Annotated in this window: 12 protein-coding genes and 1 pseudogene; 8 read left to right on the top strand and 5 right to left on the bottom strand. The window is 68.2% G+C overall.

The window, feature by feature from the left end; translation table 11 throughout:
* Positions 1 to 179 precede the first annotated feature (179 nt).
* Both ACZ6C1_RS04165 and ACZ6C1_RS04160 read left to right on the top strand, forming a co-directional pair.
* A complete protein-coding gene (locus ACZ6C1_RS04165; protein ID WP_469237463.1) occupies positions 180 to 662 on the top strand; it encodes a hypothetical protein in 483 nt (160 codons plus the stop codon).
* Between the two features lie 511 nt (positions 663 to 1,173).
* Positions 1,174 to 1,593 (top strand): subtilase-type protease inhibitor, encoded by a 420-nt coding sequence (locus ACZ6C1_RS04160; RefSeq protein WP_469237461.1) that lies wholly within the window; start codon positions 1,174 to 1,176, stop codon positions 1,591 to 1,593.
* Between the two features lie 526 nt (positions 1,594 to 2,119).
* Here ACZ6C1_RS04160 and ACZ6C1_RS04155 read toward each other — a convergent pair.
* The 3 genes from ACZ6C1_RS04155 to ACZ6C1_RS04145 form a co-directional block, all read right to left on the bottom strand.
* Positions 2,120 to 2,992 (bottom strand): hypothetical protein, encoded by an 873-nt coding sequence (locus ACZ6C1_RS04155; RefSeq protein WP_469237459.1) that lies wholly within the window; start codon positions 2,990 to 2,992, stop codon positions 2,120 to 2,122.
* A gap of 57 nt (positions 2,993 to 3,049) precedes the next feature.
* A complete protein-coding gene (locus ACZ6C1_RS04150) occupies positions 3,050 to 3,337 on the bottom strand; it encodes a hypothetical protein (RefSeq protein ID WP_469237457.1) in 288 nt (95 codons plus the stop codon).
* Between the two features lie 855 nt (positions 3,338 to 4,192).
* Complete coding sequence (locus ACZ6C1_RS04145; protein WP_469237455.1) at positions 4,193 to 4,741, bottom strand: DUF6924 domain-containing protein; 549 nt, start codon at positions 4,739 to 4,741, stop codon at positions 4,193 to 4,195.
* A gap of 197 nt (positions 4,742 to 4,938) precedes the next feature.
* On the opposite strand from ACZ6C1_RS04145, the gene ACZ6C1_RS04140 reads away from it, so the two are divergent.
* Complete coding sequence (locus ACZ6C1_RS04140; protein ID WP_469237453.1) at positions 4,939 to 5,595, top strand: class I SAM-dependent methyltransferase; 657 nt, start codon at positions 4,939 to 4,941, stop codon at positions 5,593 to 5,595.
* 155 nt (positions 5,596 to 5,750) lie between these two features.
* Here ACZ6C1_RS04140 and ACZ6C1_RS04135 read toward each other — a convergent pair whose 3' ends face one another.
* The gene (locus ACZ6C1_RS04135) at positions 5,751 to 6,842 is read right to left on the bottom strand and encodes a terpene synthase family protein (protein WP_469237451.1); all 1,092 of its coding nucleotides are present in this window, start codon (positions 6,840 to 6,842) and stop codon (positions 5,751 to 5,753) included.
* On the bottom strand, positions 6,839 to 8,131 hold the full coding sequence (locus ACZ6C1_RS04130; RefSeq protein ID WP_469237449.1) for a cytochrome P450: 1,293 nt from the start codon (positions 8,129 to 8,131) through the stop codon (positions 6,839 to 6,841). Before ACZ6C1_RS04130 ends, ACZ6C1_RS04135 begins: the two co-directional genes overlap by 4 nt.
* A 752-nt stretch (positions 8,132 to 8,883) precedes the next feature.
* Between ACZ6C1_RS04130 and ACZ6C1_RS04125 the strand changes: the two genes are divergently transcribed.
* The 5 genes and pseudogenes from ACZ6C1_RS04125 (at position 8,884) to ACZ6C1_RS04105 (ending at position 14,417) form a co-directional block, all read left to right on the top strand.
* Positions 8,884 to 10,410: a hypothetical protein gene (locus tag ACZ6C1_RS04125; protein WP_469237447.1), complete on the top strand. Its 1,527-nt coding sequence runs from the start codon at positions 8,884 to 8,886 to the stop codon at positions 10,408 to 10,410.
* A 467-nt stretch (positions 10,411 to 10,877) separates the two neighbouring features.
* On the top strand, positions 10,878 to 11,195 hold the full coding sequence (locus tag ACZ6C1_RS04120) for a chitin binding peritrophin-A domain-containing protein (RefSeq protein WP_469237445.1): 318 nt from the start codon (positions 10,878 to 10,880) through the stop codon (positions 11,193 to 11,195).
* A 151-nt stretch (positions 11,196 to 11,346) separates the two neighbouring features.
* Positions 11,347 to 11,865 (top strand): annotated as a pseudogene (locus ACZ6C1_RS04115) (YxiG-like protein).
* Between the two features lie 1,572 nt (positions 11,866 to 13,437).
* The gene (locus ACZ6C1_RS04110; protein WP_469237443.1) at positions 13,438 to 14,043 is read left to right on the top strand and encodes a hypothetical protein; all 606 of its coding nucleotides are present in this window, start codon (positions 13,438 to 13,440) and stop codon (positions 14,041 to 14,043) included.
* On the top strand, positions 14,040 to 14,417 hold the full coding sequence (locus ACZ6C1_RS04105) for a peptidase inhibitor family I36 protein (protein ID WP_469237441.1): 378 nt from the start codon (positions 14,040 to 14,042) through the stop codon (positions 14,415 to 14,417). Before ACZ6C1_RS04110 ends, ACZ6C1_RS04105 begins: the two co-directional genes overlap by 4 nt.
* Positions 14,418 to 14,860 lie beyond the last annotated feature (443 nt).

The following is a 14,860-nucleotide window of genomic DNA, read 5'->3' as shown; positions in this document are numbered from 1 at the left end:
TTTCCGTTACGGGGGAGCGCCCGGTCCCCCCCCCGGTCCGTCCCACCATCGCGGGCGAGGACCTGGTCGGGCCGCAGAGGCGCACCTTCTGGGCGAGGCGCCCGGTCTACCGGCGCAGCGGCGCAGGTTTCCAGGAGGCGGCGTTCGGTCAGGGGCTGGGTGAGGCTGGCGAACGGCGCGTGGCGCACGGTGCGGGGGCGCCGCTGCGGGTATTCCCCTCGTCCGGGACACCCGCGTCGAGGACGTCTCCGTCGACCGCGGACCGGGTCACCGTACGCTGTGCGGACGGCACCACGCGTACCGCACCGCATCCGATCGCCGCCGACAGCGCCGGCTCCACCGTCCGCGTGGCACTGGGCATCGGTGTCGACGGGGGTACGTCCGACTGTGCCTTCGCGATCACGGACGTAGCCGACGCCCCCTCCACCCGCTCCGTACCCCCGCGACTGCCCTACCACCACCCGCTGGCAGCCGGAACGTCCTGCTCCTGCCCTTCCGGCGGCTGGCGCGCCGACCTGCAGGGCCGGGCCTCAGACGACGAGGGCTCCCTGGCAAACGACGCTACCTTCCGAGCGCCGGCCATCCTCGGCCACGCCTACGGCGACCGCGTGTCCTGGTCCTCCGCCTACCACTTCCGGCAGCGCGTCGCCGACACCTCCTGACCAATCAGGACGCGGCGGTTGCAGCCGCCCTTCACCATGTCGAAGCCCCATGCCACCGACCGGGCCGCTCAACGCCTGGCCGCCGCGGCCGCCACGGCGCTTCCCACTGGCACCGGCCGGGCCGCTGGCTCGGCAGTCGGCCCAACGGCTCCTCGCTCGACAGTTCCGCCCACCTGATGACGCCGGGGACGCTGAGGTCTGTGGGGACCGGCACAATCCGGTCAGCTTGGATGGACGCTCCATGAACCGGGTGCGTCCAACAGCAGGTCAGGGGCTTTCGCGCGGGCGAGACTTGGGGGCGGCACGCTGCGTGAGCGCCCGGTGGCACAGGGCACACCACCCCGCTGAGCTGCACGAACGACCATTCGGTCGCCGGTAATCGAACGAGTTGTCTGTAAACCGGCCCTCGATGTGCACGTGATCTTCACATCCGACACACTCAACGACGTCCACACCAGCGAAGTGTAGGCAATTGCCGCGCTTCATCTTTGAATTGAAAGCGAGTTCTGTCGTGCGTCGCCACATCGCAGCTGTCTCCGCCACCGCCCTTCTGAGCCTGGCTTGCGCCACGGGCGTCGCGGAAGCCCAGCCCGCCAGCCTGTACGCCCCGTCCGCGATGGTCCTCACCGTCGCGAAGGGCGAGGACGCGGCCACCGTCGTCCGAGCGGCCACCGTCAGCTGCGCGCCGACCGCCCAGGGAACGCACCCTGACCCCCAGGCGGCCTGTGCCGCCCTCGCCGCGACCGCCGGCTCCCTCGACACCCTCCTGGCCTCGCCGGACTCGAACCGCGCCTGCCCGATGCACTACGACCCCGTCACCGTCACCGCTGACGGTGTCTGGCAGGGCAGCCGCGTCTCCTGGAAGCACACCTTCTCCAACGCCTGCGTCATGTCGGTGACCTTCAACGGAAACCCCCTCTTCGCGTTCTGACCGCCCTGCCGCGACCGGGCCGTGGCCCCGCCGATCCGTACATCGGCGGCGGCCACGTTTCCCGACCGGACTCGACCATGCGCTGGGACCGATCGGGAACGGCCGGCCCACAGCGCGAAGCGGTGAGCACCCGGTCTGACAGGGCGTGCCCGCCCGGCCAGTCGCAGACGCTGACCGGCCGGGCTCGGCGGTCGGCGGACCACCCACCTGTCTCATGGCCGTTGCACCACGACCGATCCCACATCCAGGCACCCGCCCACCGGCCCGAAGTCGAAGTCAGGCTTCGCCGGACCACCCGGTCATGGTGCGGCAGCCCGGCGGTGGCCCTTCTTCCAGGCACCGCAGTCGGCAGCAAATGGTCCTGGAATCCTGGCCGGTACCGGAGGCCGGGGCGGTGATCGGGCAGCCAGTGGTGTGGTGCAGGAACGGCCTGGTGCTGGTCATCGCCGGCGCCGAAGAACAAAGGGCGGGGCCCCCTCCCGCCAGGGCGCCGGACGAGGTGAACGGCGCCCGTCCGACGGCCTCGTCACCACGGCAAGTTGGGGACCAAGCAGACCGCCGAGCCTCCCAACGGGACCAGCCCCACCGCTGTGAGCAGCAGGGTGCGCAGGGCGAAAGCGACGGTCAAGGGGCGGCTTGCGCGGGTGGGTCGCTCGGGGTCGTACATGAGTTCAACCGGTCCGGTGATCGCCTTACCGGAGAAGTCCCAGACGGATACGACCGACGGGACGCCCCGCATCAGCTGCCCGTCGACCGTGGTGAAGGTCAGCTTGGAAAAGACCCACAGGTGAGCTCCCTTGTCCCAGATGCGCACATAGCCATTGGCTTCACCGACCACGCCGACACCTCGCCGCCGCAGCAGCCACAGGGAGCGCACACGGCGGGCCATCCGCCACATCGCCATTCCCCCGATCAGACCGAGGACGCCCGCCACGCTCAGCGTTACGGTGGCCAACCCGTCCTCCAGCGGGCTCGACCTCCCCAGCAGGAACAGCAGCAGCGTGTACCCCATCAGCAGCAGGCCGACCCGCACCGCCCGCCTGCCCCGGGGGCCCAGCGCGTACGACGGCGGCGGCTGTGTCTGCACCCGTATCAGCGCGTGGCCGTTCGCGGCGGGCGTTGTTGTGGCAAGGGCGGCCGTCATCTGCGCCAGGAATGCCGCCGCGGAGTGGCCGTTGGCGGCGGGCAGTTCCAGTACCCCGCCCAGACCATGCCGGACATGGCCGGGATCTCCACTGATTTCGACGCGGATGGTGTTGCCGTCGACTGTCTGCGCGGAGGCGATCGCGCGGACGGGCAGGGTCCATGTCCTACGCCCTCGTACGACCAGCAACCGCTGACCGTCGAAGCGGGCCTTTGTGCCGCCGCCGGTCAGCAGCGTCTCCGGTGCGTTGCTCATGGATCTCCGATTCGGCGTGTGCGGGTCCTGAGGAATTGGTCACCAAGCGTCGCATGATCAGGCTCCTGGGCCCAGCGGGCAGCGCGCGGCGGCCAGGGAGGGGGAAACAGAGGCCGTGGTGTGGTCCCGGGTGGAGTCGTGCATGACGCGCTGAGAGCGTTCCTCCAAGGCGTACGTCCATGGATCCCGGCCCAGGCTGCTGATCGCCGCGTTGAGCCGGTTGGTGATCTGCCCCTGCTCGCTGATCTGTAGTTCTTTGACGGCCCGACCGGCCTCTACCCAGGTGAACAGCAGCACGGCGAGCGCGGCTAGCCCGGAAAGCTGACTGCCACGAGCCGGATCCATTCCGTCCGATTGCCGCGCGCTGGACGACCGCGGACCACCCTGGCGGTTTCGGTGGCGCCGACGTCGCCTTGCTGCACCTCGACGGCTGATACGACGAGGCCGCTCGGCGCCTATAGCTCTTGTCACCGTTCCTGCGGCGTCTGCAGGAACTCGCACAGGTGTGTCGCCACACCACCGAGACACGCGAATGGGCGCAGCCCTATGAGCCCCCATGGCGCGTGCCCGACCATCCCCCGCTCCAGCCCCGCTCCATCCCCGATAGACGCCGCTGCGCCCTCGGCCCGTTCGGGCCGTGTGCCGTAGCCGGCTGCGGGCCGTCGCGCCCGGCCGCGTGGTCTGGTCCTCCGCCGTCGGCTCGCCGAGTTGAGTCGGCCGCCAGAACGGCGCCGCCCCTCTGCCCTGCCGCGTGCCCGTGCAGGAGAGGGCGTTTCCGATCGCGGACAGGGCGCCCCCATTTACGAAATCCCGCTCTGCTGGCGGAACTGCTGAGAAGGGTGGGTCGGTGGCGTCGCCGCCGGTCCACGGCTTTCGGGAACGGCAGTCCGGCAGCCCGCAGGCCGGTTTCTCGTTCTGCGGGCGGCGGCCAACCGGAAGGGTTGCGGCATCGGTGCCCTCGGTACGCGGGTCGCTGTGTTTCGGTAGTTCCTCGCCCAAGAAGTGGCGCCACGCCAGGGCGTGTCGGAACGGCTCCAGCGCTGCGGGTTACCTGGCAACGCATCGATCACTTGTCGATGATCCCGCCACCGCCCGCCCCGCTTCGGACGTCGGTCCGGGAGCAACGGTTCGATCTGCGCCCCACTGCGCGTCAGTCAATGCCACGCGCAGATCAACGATCGGTGACGACCCGATGCCGCTTCAGAGGGACCGGAAGACGCCCTCTGGATCCGCGATCGCCGTCTCGGCGTATTCCTCGAAGTCCATGTTCGCGAGCGAAAGGTTCGCATGTACACAGTGGACGCCGACAGGAACGGTCCGGAACTCACGGCGAGGCGGGGAGCTGATGAGCTCCTGGTAGTACTCGGGGTCGAGATCTTCATCTTCGACCCCGACGTCGAGCGCGAGGAGAGCTCGATGGGCGGATTGCATCGTGACGCGGTCGGCGATGAACACCACACTGAGGTTCTCGTCCCGGCTCACCGCGGCGAGAACCTCGTCGGACGTGGCATCCGCCCAGACGGGGTCCTCGACGAGATGAACGTCGGCTTCGAACTCACCGTCGTCTCCCCATGGCTGACGCAGATCTGCGGCCACCGCCTGCCAGGCCGTCTCATCGCTGTAGTCGGTCCTGATGATCAAAGCGGCAAACTCGTCACGTCCGACAACCTCAGGCAACACGTCGGTCCCTCCCTTGATCCTTGGCCAGGGCCCAACTGTTTCATGGAGTACCGACAGCACATCGGCCACGCCCCTGGCACCCAGGTACCGGACCTCCTCAGCACCCTTGATCCGAAAGAGACGGCCTAGGCAGCTGAGAGCGGAGACCGGCTGTTGACGAGTCTCCGTAGCAGTGGTTGATCCACTGGGCCGGAAAGAATCGGTGAGGCCTGACACCGCTGCTGGGCGCCGTCTGGAATGTCCGTGGCTGCTGAGAGCATCGAGTCATGACTGACCGCATTGCTTCGATAACCGCCTACTGGGATGCCGCTGCAGCGGCCTTCGACGACGAGCCCGACCACGGGCTGCGGGCTGGCCACACGCGCGCTGCGTGGGTCCGGCTCCTGCACTCCTTGATGCCGACCGATCCGGTAGACGTTCTCGACGTCGGCTGTGGCACCGGGTCGGTGTCCTTGCTGCTGGCCGAGGCCGGGCACAGGCCGACCGGGATCGACCTGGCGCCGCGCATGGTTGAGCAGGCGCGCACGAAGTTCGAGGCCGCCGGCATTGCCGGCCGTTTTCTGGTCGGTGACGCCATGATGCCCCCGACCGGGGAACGGCGGTTCGATGTCGTGTTCTCGCGGCATCTCGTGTGGACGCTGCCTGATCCGGACGCCGCCTTGCGTGAGTGGGTGACACGCTTGCGGCCGGGAGGTCGGCTGGTGCTGGTCGAGGGGCGTTGGCGCGAGGCAGGCCAGACCGCTGTCCCGTACGTGGCCGGCGCCGAATCGCTGCCGTGGAACGGCGGAATTGGCGCCGAAGACCTGGCCGCGGCCGTACGCCCTCTTGTTGCCGCTGTGCGTATTGAACCGCTCAGCAGCGACCCAGACTTGTGGGGTGGTCCCGTAGGCGATGAGAGGTATGCCCTGATCGCCGACGTGTGATGTGCTCAGGAAGGTCTCACGCACCAGCGGCGCGGCGCGATCAGGAGCTCCGGCAGACGCGGGCCCTGTCCCGTCACGGCGTTCAGTGAGATCGGCGGTGAGGCAGGGCAACAGCAGCGCGAACCCCTAGCCTGTCCCGGTCCGTCAGGGATGGTTCATTCGGGTATGAAGTGGGTGCGGTCGGGCGTGAGGATGACGGTGGCGTGGCGGCGGCCGCCGTCCATACGGTGGTCTTTGCCGTGGTAGCGGGGGGTGATGTAGGACCATTCGAGGTTCCCGGCGATCATCCATTTCAGCGCGTCCAGGTACGTGGTGATGTCAGAGGCCTGTTGGTGCGGTCGGGTGCCGAGCTGTTCGCAGAGCTGTTGAAAGTCGTCCTCGACGCGGTGGACCGTGGCTGCGACGCGGTCCACGGCGTTTTGCAGGTCGCCGCCGTTGTCGGACAGGGCGAGCTGGATCTCGTTCATGGTGTCGCCGCTGTAGAGCTCCTTTCGGTAGGAGAAGATGTCGTTGACGGCGATCCAGTGACGGCCTACCAGGGTGTTGAGGCGCCGTAGGTCGGGCAGCTCTGCGGTGGCGTGGGTCAGGTCGATACCGACGCCGAACTCGGCAAGAGGGAAGCAGCACTCCCCGATCGACACAGCGCGGTACGCCTCGTAGGTCGTCAGGTCCATCGTCGCTGCCTGCTTCACCAGTTCCCGTTCCCGGTGGCACGCGGCGAGGAATTCCTTCAGCGTGTGTGCGTAGCGCTCCCACACGCCTGCCGGCATGACGGCCAGGCTGCGTTCGCGCAACATGGCGAAGGCCCGGGTGTAGGCGGTCTGCTCGGGGACCGGCCGGCCGTCGAGGACGGCGGGCAGCAGGAGGATGCCCAGGCGTCGTAGTTCTGATGGCGGGTTGTGGGCGAAAGCGTCGTCGATGCTGAACAGGACGTCGATCCAGTTGCAGATCAATCCGATCCGGTCGGCGCGGGCGGTGGCGTACACCAGCAGATTCCACAAGGTGGTGCGGTGCTCCAGGAATTCCTGAAAGGCCTCCGCGTCGGCGAAGACGCCGCGCAGGTGGTCGGTCAGCCACTGCCGGCAGCGTCTTTCGTCCTGCTCGATGCCCGGACGGCGCAGGGCCGGGGTGAACCGGGGGAAGAGCGGCAGCCGGAACGACGGGTAGGCAGACAAGTCTTCCGGTTGTCGGATGCTTGTGGGTATGCCTCCGGGGCGAGCGCTGGTGTGAGCTGCGTCGCCGGTCACCGGTCACCGTTCGTCCCGTGAGTTGGGGGGACGCGGCGGCCGGGTGCGGGGATGCGGCGGTGCAGGGTCATGGGGCCGCCTTCAGGGGTGAGGAGGAACCGCGGCACCGCGCGGGTCGGCTTCCTGCCGGAGGCTCGCAGTTGCCATTGGCCGCTGATGGTGGCGACGGCGAGGACGGCTTCGGTCATACCGTAGAACTCGCCAAGGCATTTGCGCCGGCCGCCACCGAAGGCGGTGAACGCCTGGCGCATGGCGGGAGTGAGCCGTTCAGGCAGCCACCGGTCCGGGTCGAACACCTCGGGGTCAGCGAATACCCGTGGGTCGCGGTGCAGGGCGTAGGGGGAGATGATGACGTCCGCGCCGGCGGGGACGGTGAAGCCCTCTATCACGGTGTCCGCGAGGGCGACTCGGCTGAGCATCCATGTCGGTGGCCAAAGCCGCAGCACCTCCGTCAGCGTCCGCCGGGTGAATGGCAGGCGCGGCAGGTCGTCGAACCCCGGCAGGCGTCCGGCGAGGACGTCGTCGACCTCGGCCAACAACCGCTGTTCGACGTGGGGGTTGGCGGACAGTGCGTGGAAGGTCCACGCCAGGAGGGAGGCGCTGGTCTCCACTCCAGCCGCAAGGATCGACATGACCTGGTCGCGGACCTCATGGTCGTCGAACGGCGGCCCGCCGTCCTTCGGACAGGTCATGACCAGGGACAAGAGGTCGCCCCTGCCGGTGTCGGACTCCCGGTACTCGGCGATGACGTCACCGACGGCCCTCGCCAGGTCCGTGCGCGCTCGGGCGAAGCGCCGGTTGGCAGGCAACGGCAGGCGGTGCACCCAGGGCCAGGGGATCAGCATGTGGCGGAACATGCCGCGCAGCAGTACTGGCAGCGCCTGGCCCATCCTGTCCGCCGCGTCCTGCCCCGCCGGGGCGGAGCTCAAGGTCCGGGCCACGACCTGTGCGGCCAGCCGGTACATCTGCTCGCGCACATCGACTCTGTCACCGTCGCGCCACTCTTCCATGGTCTGGCTGACGCACTGGCTCATGACCGGCGCGTACGCGGCGACCTGAACACGCTGGAAGGCCGGGCGCAGCACCGGCTGCTGACGCCGGTGGTCGGCGTTGCTGCACGTGATCAATCCATTGCCGACGAGGAGCCTCGCCGTTTCCATGAAGGGGCCGCCCTTGTCGAACTGGGAAGACGCCAGCACTTGTCCTGCCGCACCCGCCCCATTGATGAGGTAGACCACGCGGTTTGCGATCCGTACCCGCGACACCGCGGCGCCGCCGCGCTGACCCATGAGGAAGCCGAGCGGGTTCCGAAGAAGCCGGTGAGCATGTCCGATGAGGGGAAGTTGACCCGCAACTACGCCGATCTCCTGCACAACTGCCAGTCCTCCTCGCCTCCCCGCGGACGGAACGGGGCAGGATCCAGCTTCTGGAGAGAGATACCCGCACACGGATGAAGACAGTCCACCGACCATGCGGCCGCGCTGCGGCGGGAAGCCGGGCGATGCCCATTGCGCGCGGGCGGGAAGGCGCGTACTAGCCATAGCCGGGATCTATCTGTCCCTGGGTGTCTTCTTGCGGGGCGAAGGCCGCAAACACCTCAGCGGGGAGCCCCTTTCCGACGGCACCGAAGGAGAGAGGTGACGCTGCCGGCCCATCCCGCCGACCGTGCCTTCGTCGACGCAGCTAATGCCAGAGACCAGGAGGCCCTGTGGAGCTTTCTCGCAGGCGGCCCCACGGCACACTGGGTTCGACTCGTTTGTGGTGGCAGTGATCCAGTGCTCGTTGCGCCAGGTCCGCCCCTGAGTATCGCGCAGCGTACATGCCTGCTCGCTGCTTATGCGATCAGGACTTTGGCGGGACTGATATCGAGGTCGTTGGCATGATCGCTGTGCCGTGCGGGGAGATTGGGCAGGCATGGATTTCCACCTGGTCGGCCAGCGTCTCGCGGCCAAATCCCGGAGGGCCGATGACCACAACGTGCCGTCATTCCTACGGTCATACGTGGGCGGACTGGCTGTATGGCAGTGAGAAGGACGCCTTCATGGTGAAGGTGTACGACGATTGTCACGCGATCGACAGATGCCAGGACCCCGGTGAAAGGGCCAGGAGGCTGCTGCAGCTGCGCACCCGCGTGAACGGCAGCAACAAAGCCTGGGTGGAAGGCGTCGAGGACTTCATCGAGTTCGAGAGCCTGTACTTGGCTCGTGGCGAAGCCCCGGTGCAGGTGCTGGGAGACGGTGACGACTACCGGGCCCTCGGAGCATTGGAGGCGGCATACCGGCATGGAGCGTTCCGGGGGCTGTGCCGGTCTCCCGGCGGGGCCGAATGGATCGGCCTGTTGGGGGAATTCTGCGCCACCGCAGTGCATCAAGGCTTCAAGTGGCTGCGAGGTGGGGCTGTATCCGAGTGGGAGCTGAAAACGCTCGGTGAGTCCTGGTGCAAAGGCGCTGCACTGTGGGGCCTGGTCTGCCATTACATGGCCATTGATGCCGCAGGTGACGACCCGGACAACGACACGGCCCTGGCACGCGTGCACACGGTGGTCGCAGCCCATCACCTCGCGGGCGCGGTGTGGAAGAAGTACCGGGGGGAACATCCGCACACGTGGTGGAACCGCGACGTGCGAGGACGCGCGCCGGGCGAGGCCGCCATTCGGCGGTTCGGGGAAAAATGCGGGTGGCCTGCGGAAATGGTCGACCTCATGGTGCGCGGGGCGGCGCACGTCAATAAGTGGACGAACCCGCCGTTCGACCCCGTGCATCGCGAGCGGACGCGCGGCCTGTTGATCGGAGACCACACTCCGAGGCTGAAGGACCGACTCACCCAAGTATGCGGCGAGCTGACGGAAGTCGCCGGCGACATGAGCATTGCCGAGACGGCCGAGCTCCTTTCGCGCAGTTCGAACTGGATGACCGGGCACACGACTTACTGGCGGGCACGTGGGGACTGGAACGACCGCGTTCAGGAGATCTCGGCCATCGGCGCCCTGACGGGTGTTCTGCGTGAGACGCGCTCCCACCTGACGGTCGAGTTCGTCGACCGCACGGTCGCCTGGTGCAGGCGCAGATCCAGCCACCTGGACCCCGGGCAGCAAGAGCTGCTCCTGCAGAAAGTGCGGCGCACCATGGAGGTCCGGGGCAGGGTGCCGGGCGCGGTAGAGGGTGACGGCAGCGCCGGTACCGGCCCTGTCCGGTTCATTGACGGCGTGTGGGATCTGTCCACCTGGTGCGTGATTCTCGGCAACACATACGGCGGGAGCGAGCTGCCCCAGAATCTGCGCGAGCAGGCAATCCGGTTCTTCAACTCGCTGGCCGAGGCACGCGGGATCAAGGAGGGGGAGATGCCCCGCGCGGCTGACGACAGCGGAGGCTGTGCGGTGTGTGTCGGCGACGCCCTGTTCGCAGCGATGGTGGACAACCGCCCCACAACGGGGGTGGTGCAGTGCTTGATCTGGGGAAGCATCTTGTACTGCAACCTGGGGTTGGGTACTCCCGACGACGTATCCCTGGGTAGCCTTCCATCCACTCCATCGACGGATCTTGCAGCGTGCCCAGCTGTCCTTGGGTGAACTCGCGACCGGCGGCCCGCCCGCGCCACTCACGGCACCGGTCGGACCGGGGGCTCTTGCACGGTTCGCGCCACGCCTGGCGGGCTCGCGTTCCAGCTACTGCCCGCCGCCCTCCGCCGGGGGCTTGGTGAAGCGGGCCGCGGGGAGCGTAGCGGGGTGGGGCTCCAGGGGCGGAGTGGGACCGGCGTGCCCGCTCCCTGGCACGGGGGCACGATCACTTTGCTCTGCCAGCAGATCGCAGCGCCGCTCCGCCACAGGGCGTCCCTCGTGCCCGGTTGCCGTGGTGGTTGGCACAGCTTCCGACGAAGGCAGGTGATAGGAAGTCGTCGGCGTCTCCGGCGGACGCCGGTTCCGGTGGGCCGGTTCCGCCGTCCCCTGGTCGTGGGCGCTACGCGCCCGGCCCCGTGCCCCCAGGCGCGTGCCTCGTTGGCTTAGTAATCATCACTCCCTGACGATGGAGGTTTCCGATGACCCCGCTCATCTCCCGTATGGCCACGTGCGCCGCGCTGGCCCTCATCGGCGTCGTCACCCCCGCAGTGGGGCAGACAGCTCTCGCCGCGCCCGTCATGCAGAACTCCGGCTGCACGGAGGAAGGCTGGTTCCCCAACGAATCGGACGTGAAGAAGTTCTACCGCTGCTACGAGGAGGACGGCGTCATGCACCGCGCTGACTTCGACTGTCCGCCCGGCACCGTCTACGACACCGACTTGCCGCCGGGACACTGCAACCATCCCTTCGCCCTCAACCCCGGCAACAAGGCGTACGAGCCGCTCATGGCCGACTGACGCCTGGCAGTTCCACTCCGCCTCCACCTGGTGCTGCCCGCGGCCAGTCGCTGACTTCGCACGGATGCACGGCGGTGAACTCGCCCCAAAATGAATCCTGGCCTGTAGATCTCGCTGTCGAAGGTCTCGTCGAGCGAGGTAGAAGGGCGGTATGGATACCGCCGCTCTTGAGCAGATGCTGGACGAGACCTTCGATCACGCTGTCGTGCACCACGGATACACCAACTACATGCGCGACTACGAGGTCATCATCTACGCGACTGCGGACCCAAGTACCGGCATCATGCCATCTCACCTGCGGTATCTCTTTCGGTACTGCGTCGAGGCCCGGTGTGAGACGTCAGTGTCGGGGGAGACCTGGCGGGTCTCGTTGGACGACCAGCTCATCGAGTCCTAGACCGGCGTCGACCTTGACGGATACGTCTGGGGCGTGCAGTGGCACTGTCTGTACCCGGGAGCCAAGCTTCTCCCTGAGTCGGAGGCGACCCGTCGCTGGTCGAACGTCCTCGGGATCGACTTCCATGAGGTACGCATGGAGACCAGCGCGCACAACCTGACCTTGCTCTTCTCGGACCTCCAGGTGAGTGAGGTCCCGGTCGGATATGCACCCTTTGGCAAAGGAGAGGGCGAGGTCGACGGGCTCCTGAGCGCCCAGGAGGAGGGATCGTAAGAGCGTCGGAAGCGTCGGATTCAGCCCGCGCCACCCGGGTCGTGGTCGATGCTCACGAGGACGGGGGACATGCTTGGGCAGTGGGTGGGCCGGGTAGAGGTGGGGCGGCGGCTGGGCGGCACGCCGACGTCAGCACGCCGCATAGAGTTGTCTGATGTTCGATCGTTTGGAGATTCGGGTATTGCCGCCGGGAAGCCGGTTCGCGGCTCAAGTCCGGTTCTGGATCAATGGCGAGGACATCGTTGCAGAGGCGGTCGACGAGGGCGGCCGCGGAGCGTACGCCGCCGATCTGCTGCCGACGGGTCGGCCCAGCCCGCTGCGCGCGACAGATGAGGCTCGCCGCTTGGAGCTGGGGGAGCCTGAGTGCACTGGCGGGTGCTGCGGCTTCCTGACCGTGGTCGTGCAGCGGTTCGGGGACATCGTGCAGTGGTCGGGCTGGGAAGTTCCGTGGGCGGCGCACACGGACCCGCCCTACCTCCCCCGGAGCTCCGCTTCGATGCTCATCAGTACCGCACTGAAGTGGCTCGCGCTGAGGCAGACTGCTGGTGGCAGGTGTACTCATAGGCCCAGCACGGCGCGTACCTGAGACGGGCTGTCTGCTGGACCAGAGGTACCCTCACGGCCGCCGCGCCGCAGCACCGCCAGGGTGAGGCGCATTTCGTACGGGCCCGGCGAACCCAGCGGCGGGCGGGCACGCCGCCATGCTGGAAGAGGGCGGCGAAGGGCTCGCAGGCGGAGACGGAGGCCGAGCGGGCCTGCGCAGCACCCCAGGCCATCTGCGTCAAGGTGACGCCGAACAACAGCGGAGCCTCAAGCCGACACAGCGCTGATCAGGATACGACGAGGGCCCGTAGCCGAAGTCCGCACACACGCGGGCACGGTCGCGCGAAAGCGTGGTGTGGCAGAGGAGCATGTGCTGTTCATGGGCCGCTGTGCGGCCTACGCTTCCCACAAGGATGAGGAAAGGGCGCCGTGCTCCTCGTGGGCGTCACTGTCATCGGCCTGCTGTACGTGATCCTCGGGCCGGCGTCCGGAGCCGCTGTGGACGATCCGCCGGCGCCTGGGGAGCCCACCTCGGCCGGTTCCTCGCAGGCTGCTTCGTCTCGCACGCCTGAGCGTTGACCGACGGCCGGGCGCGCATCGGCGTGCAGGTGCACTGAGCGCCCAAGCATCGCGAGACACACAGGCACGCGGAGAGCAACGCGCTGTCCGCGCACATGCCCAGTCGTCTCCGTCGGTTGATAGAAGTCAAGAGCGACTGGAGGCATTGGAGGCGGCCGAGCTGGGAGCCACCATCACGGTGCACGGCGAGAGCTTCACCATGCCCTGGTCCACCGAGGAGCCGGTGGCCGCTACCCGGCTCCTCGAGCCACTCGACTGTGGGTGACCGCTCTCGGGAGGGGCATCGGGCGAGCGGGGCAGCAGCTCACGGGAAAAGGCCTCCGGTGGTCCTGACCTGTCATCCCACTTCAGTGTTACGTCGGCCGCCCGCCGTACCCTCGGCAGCACGTGATCGTTTGAAGCGATGTGACGATCAGCGCTTTCTCGGTGTGGGCCAGGAGCCGGGCCCTGGTGGCTGCCGCGTTGACGGTGCTCCTCGTCGGGGCCTGTGCGGCACGGCCGGAACCGGAACCGCCTGCCTCGGAGCAGGGCCGCAGTGACCTGATCGCGACCGCTCAGCGGTTCCTCGTGAACCGGTGCCTGCACGCCCGGGGCGCCGCCGGGCCGCCCCCGCGGCAAGAGGTGCTGTTCGGGACCGGACCTGCCGAGCTGTCGATCACGCTCGTCACCGGCTACACCGTCCGTGCGCACACCGACGGCTGCCAGGCCGTAGCGCACCGGTACCTCTACGGTGACCAGGAACGCTGGTTCCGCGCCGAGGTCACCGTGAACAACCTGCGCCCCGAGGCGCAAACCCGTCTTCATGAGAATGCCGACTACCGGGCAGCGCTTGCCCGCCGGGCGGCCTGCGACGACCATGACACCTCATGCGTCCGGGCGAGCGGCCTTGAACAGCTGCGGGACCGGCTGGAGCCGGCCCGGCTCGCACAGGTCCGCGCCGCGCACCGCGACGAGATCACCACCTACGACCGCCTGCGCGACCGCGCAGTGCGGCGCGCGGCCGGTCTGTTGGCCGATCGCCCCACCCCCCATGGGAAAGGCAACGCTTCCTCATGACCGTCAGCAGATTGCTCCCCTCCGCCACTGCGGCCTTCCTCGTTCTCACCGGCAGCCTCGCCGCAGCTGCTCCGGCCGGCGCGGTCGACTGCCCCAGCGGCCATTTCTGCGCCTGGGAACACTCCGACTTTCAGGGCCAGCGGGCGAACTGGCACGGTGACGAAGGCTGGTGGGAGGGTCACATCGCCGACGCCGACTCCTCCTGGGCCAACCACGGCGTCGTGGGACCGGGGGTGCCCGCGTACGTGCAGGTCTTCGACGAAGCCTGGCAGGGCGGAGACATGACCATCTGCCTCGCCCCCGGCCAGGAGGTCAACTGGAACGGCGTGGCCAACGACCGCGGCGATTCCCACCGATGGGCCCACGGGTGCTGACATCCGGCGCGCCGAGGTGTCCCCACGACGGGCAGCGGTCTGCTGAACCAGACGCGTCCTCACGGCTCCCCCGCCGGAGGCCGGGAGCGTACGCAGGTGCTGCGGCCTTCCACGGTCTGGGATGACAGGACGAGATCCTTGAAGGGCTGCCCCGTGAGCTGGTGCCCACTTCCTCGACGCCTCTCATCAGGGGCGGGCACCGGCAGCGGCGCGGGGGAGGGAGCCGGAACAGAAACGGCCAACAGCGACACGTTCCACTTCACGAACGCCGCACCGCAGATGGACATCTTGAACCAGAGCAGGGAGCCGCGGCAGGGATGGGGAAACTGCCTGCTACTGGGTTTCTGGACAGTTGCTGCATTCACGCAGGACGGGGAGCCGGCGTGCACCGCATGCGTCCTTGACCCGAAGCCTTGATTCGCCCCGCGACGCGGCCGCGCGAG

It is taken from the genome of Streptomyces sp. NPDC041796 (genome assembly GCF_055590785.1).
The sequence above is the reverse complement of the archived record's forward strand: the minus strand, read 5'-3'. Positions and strand labels throughout refer to the sequence as shown.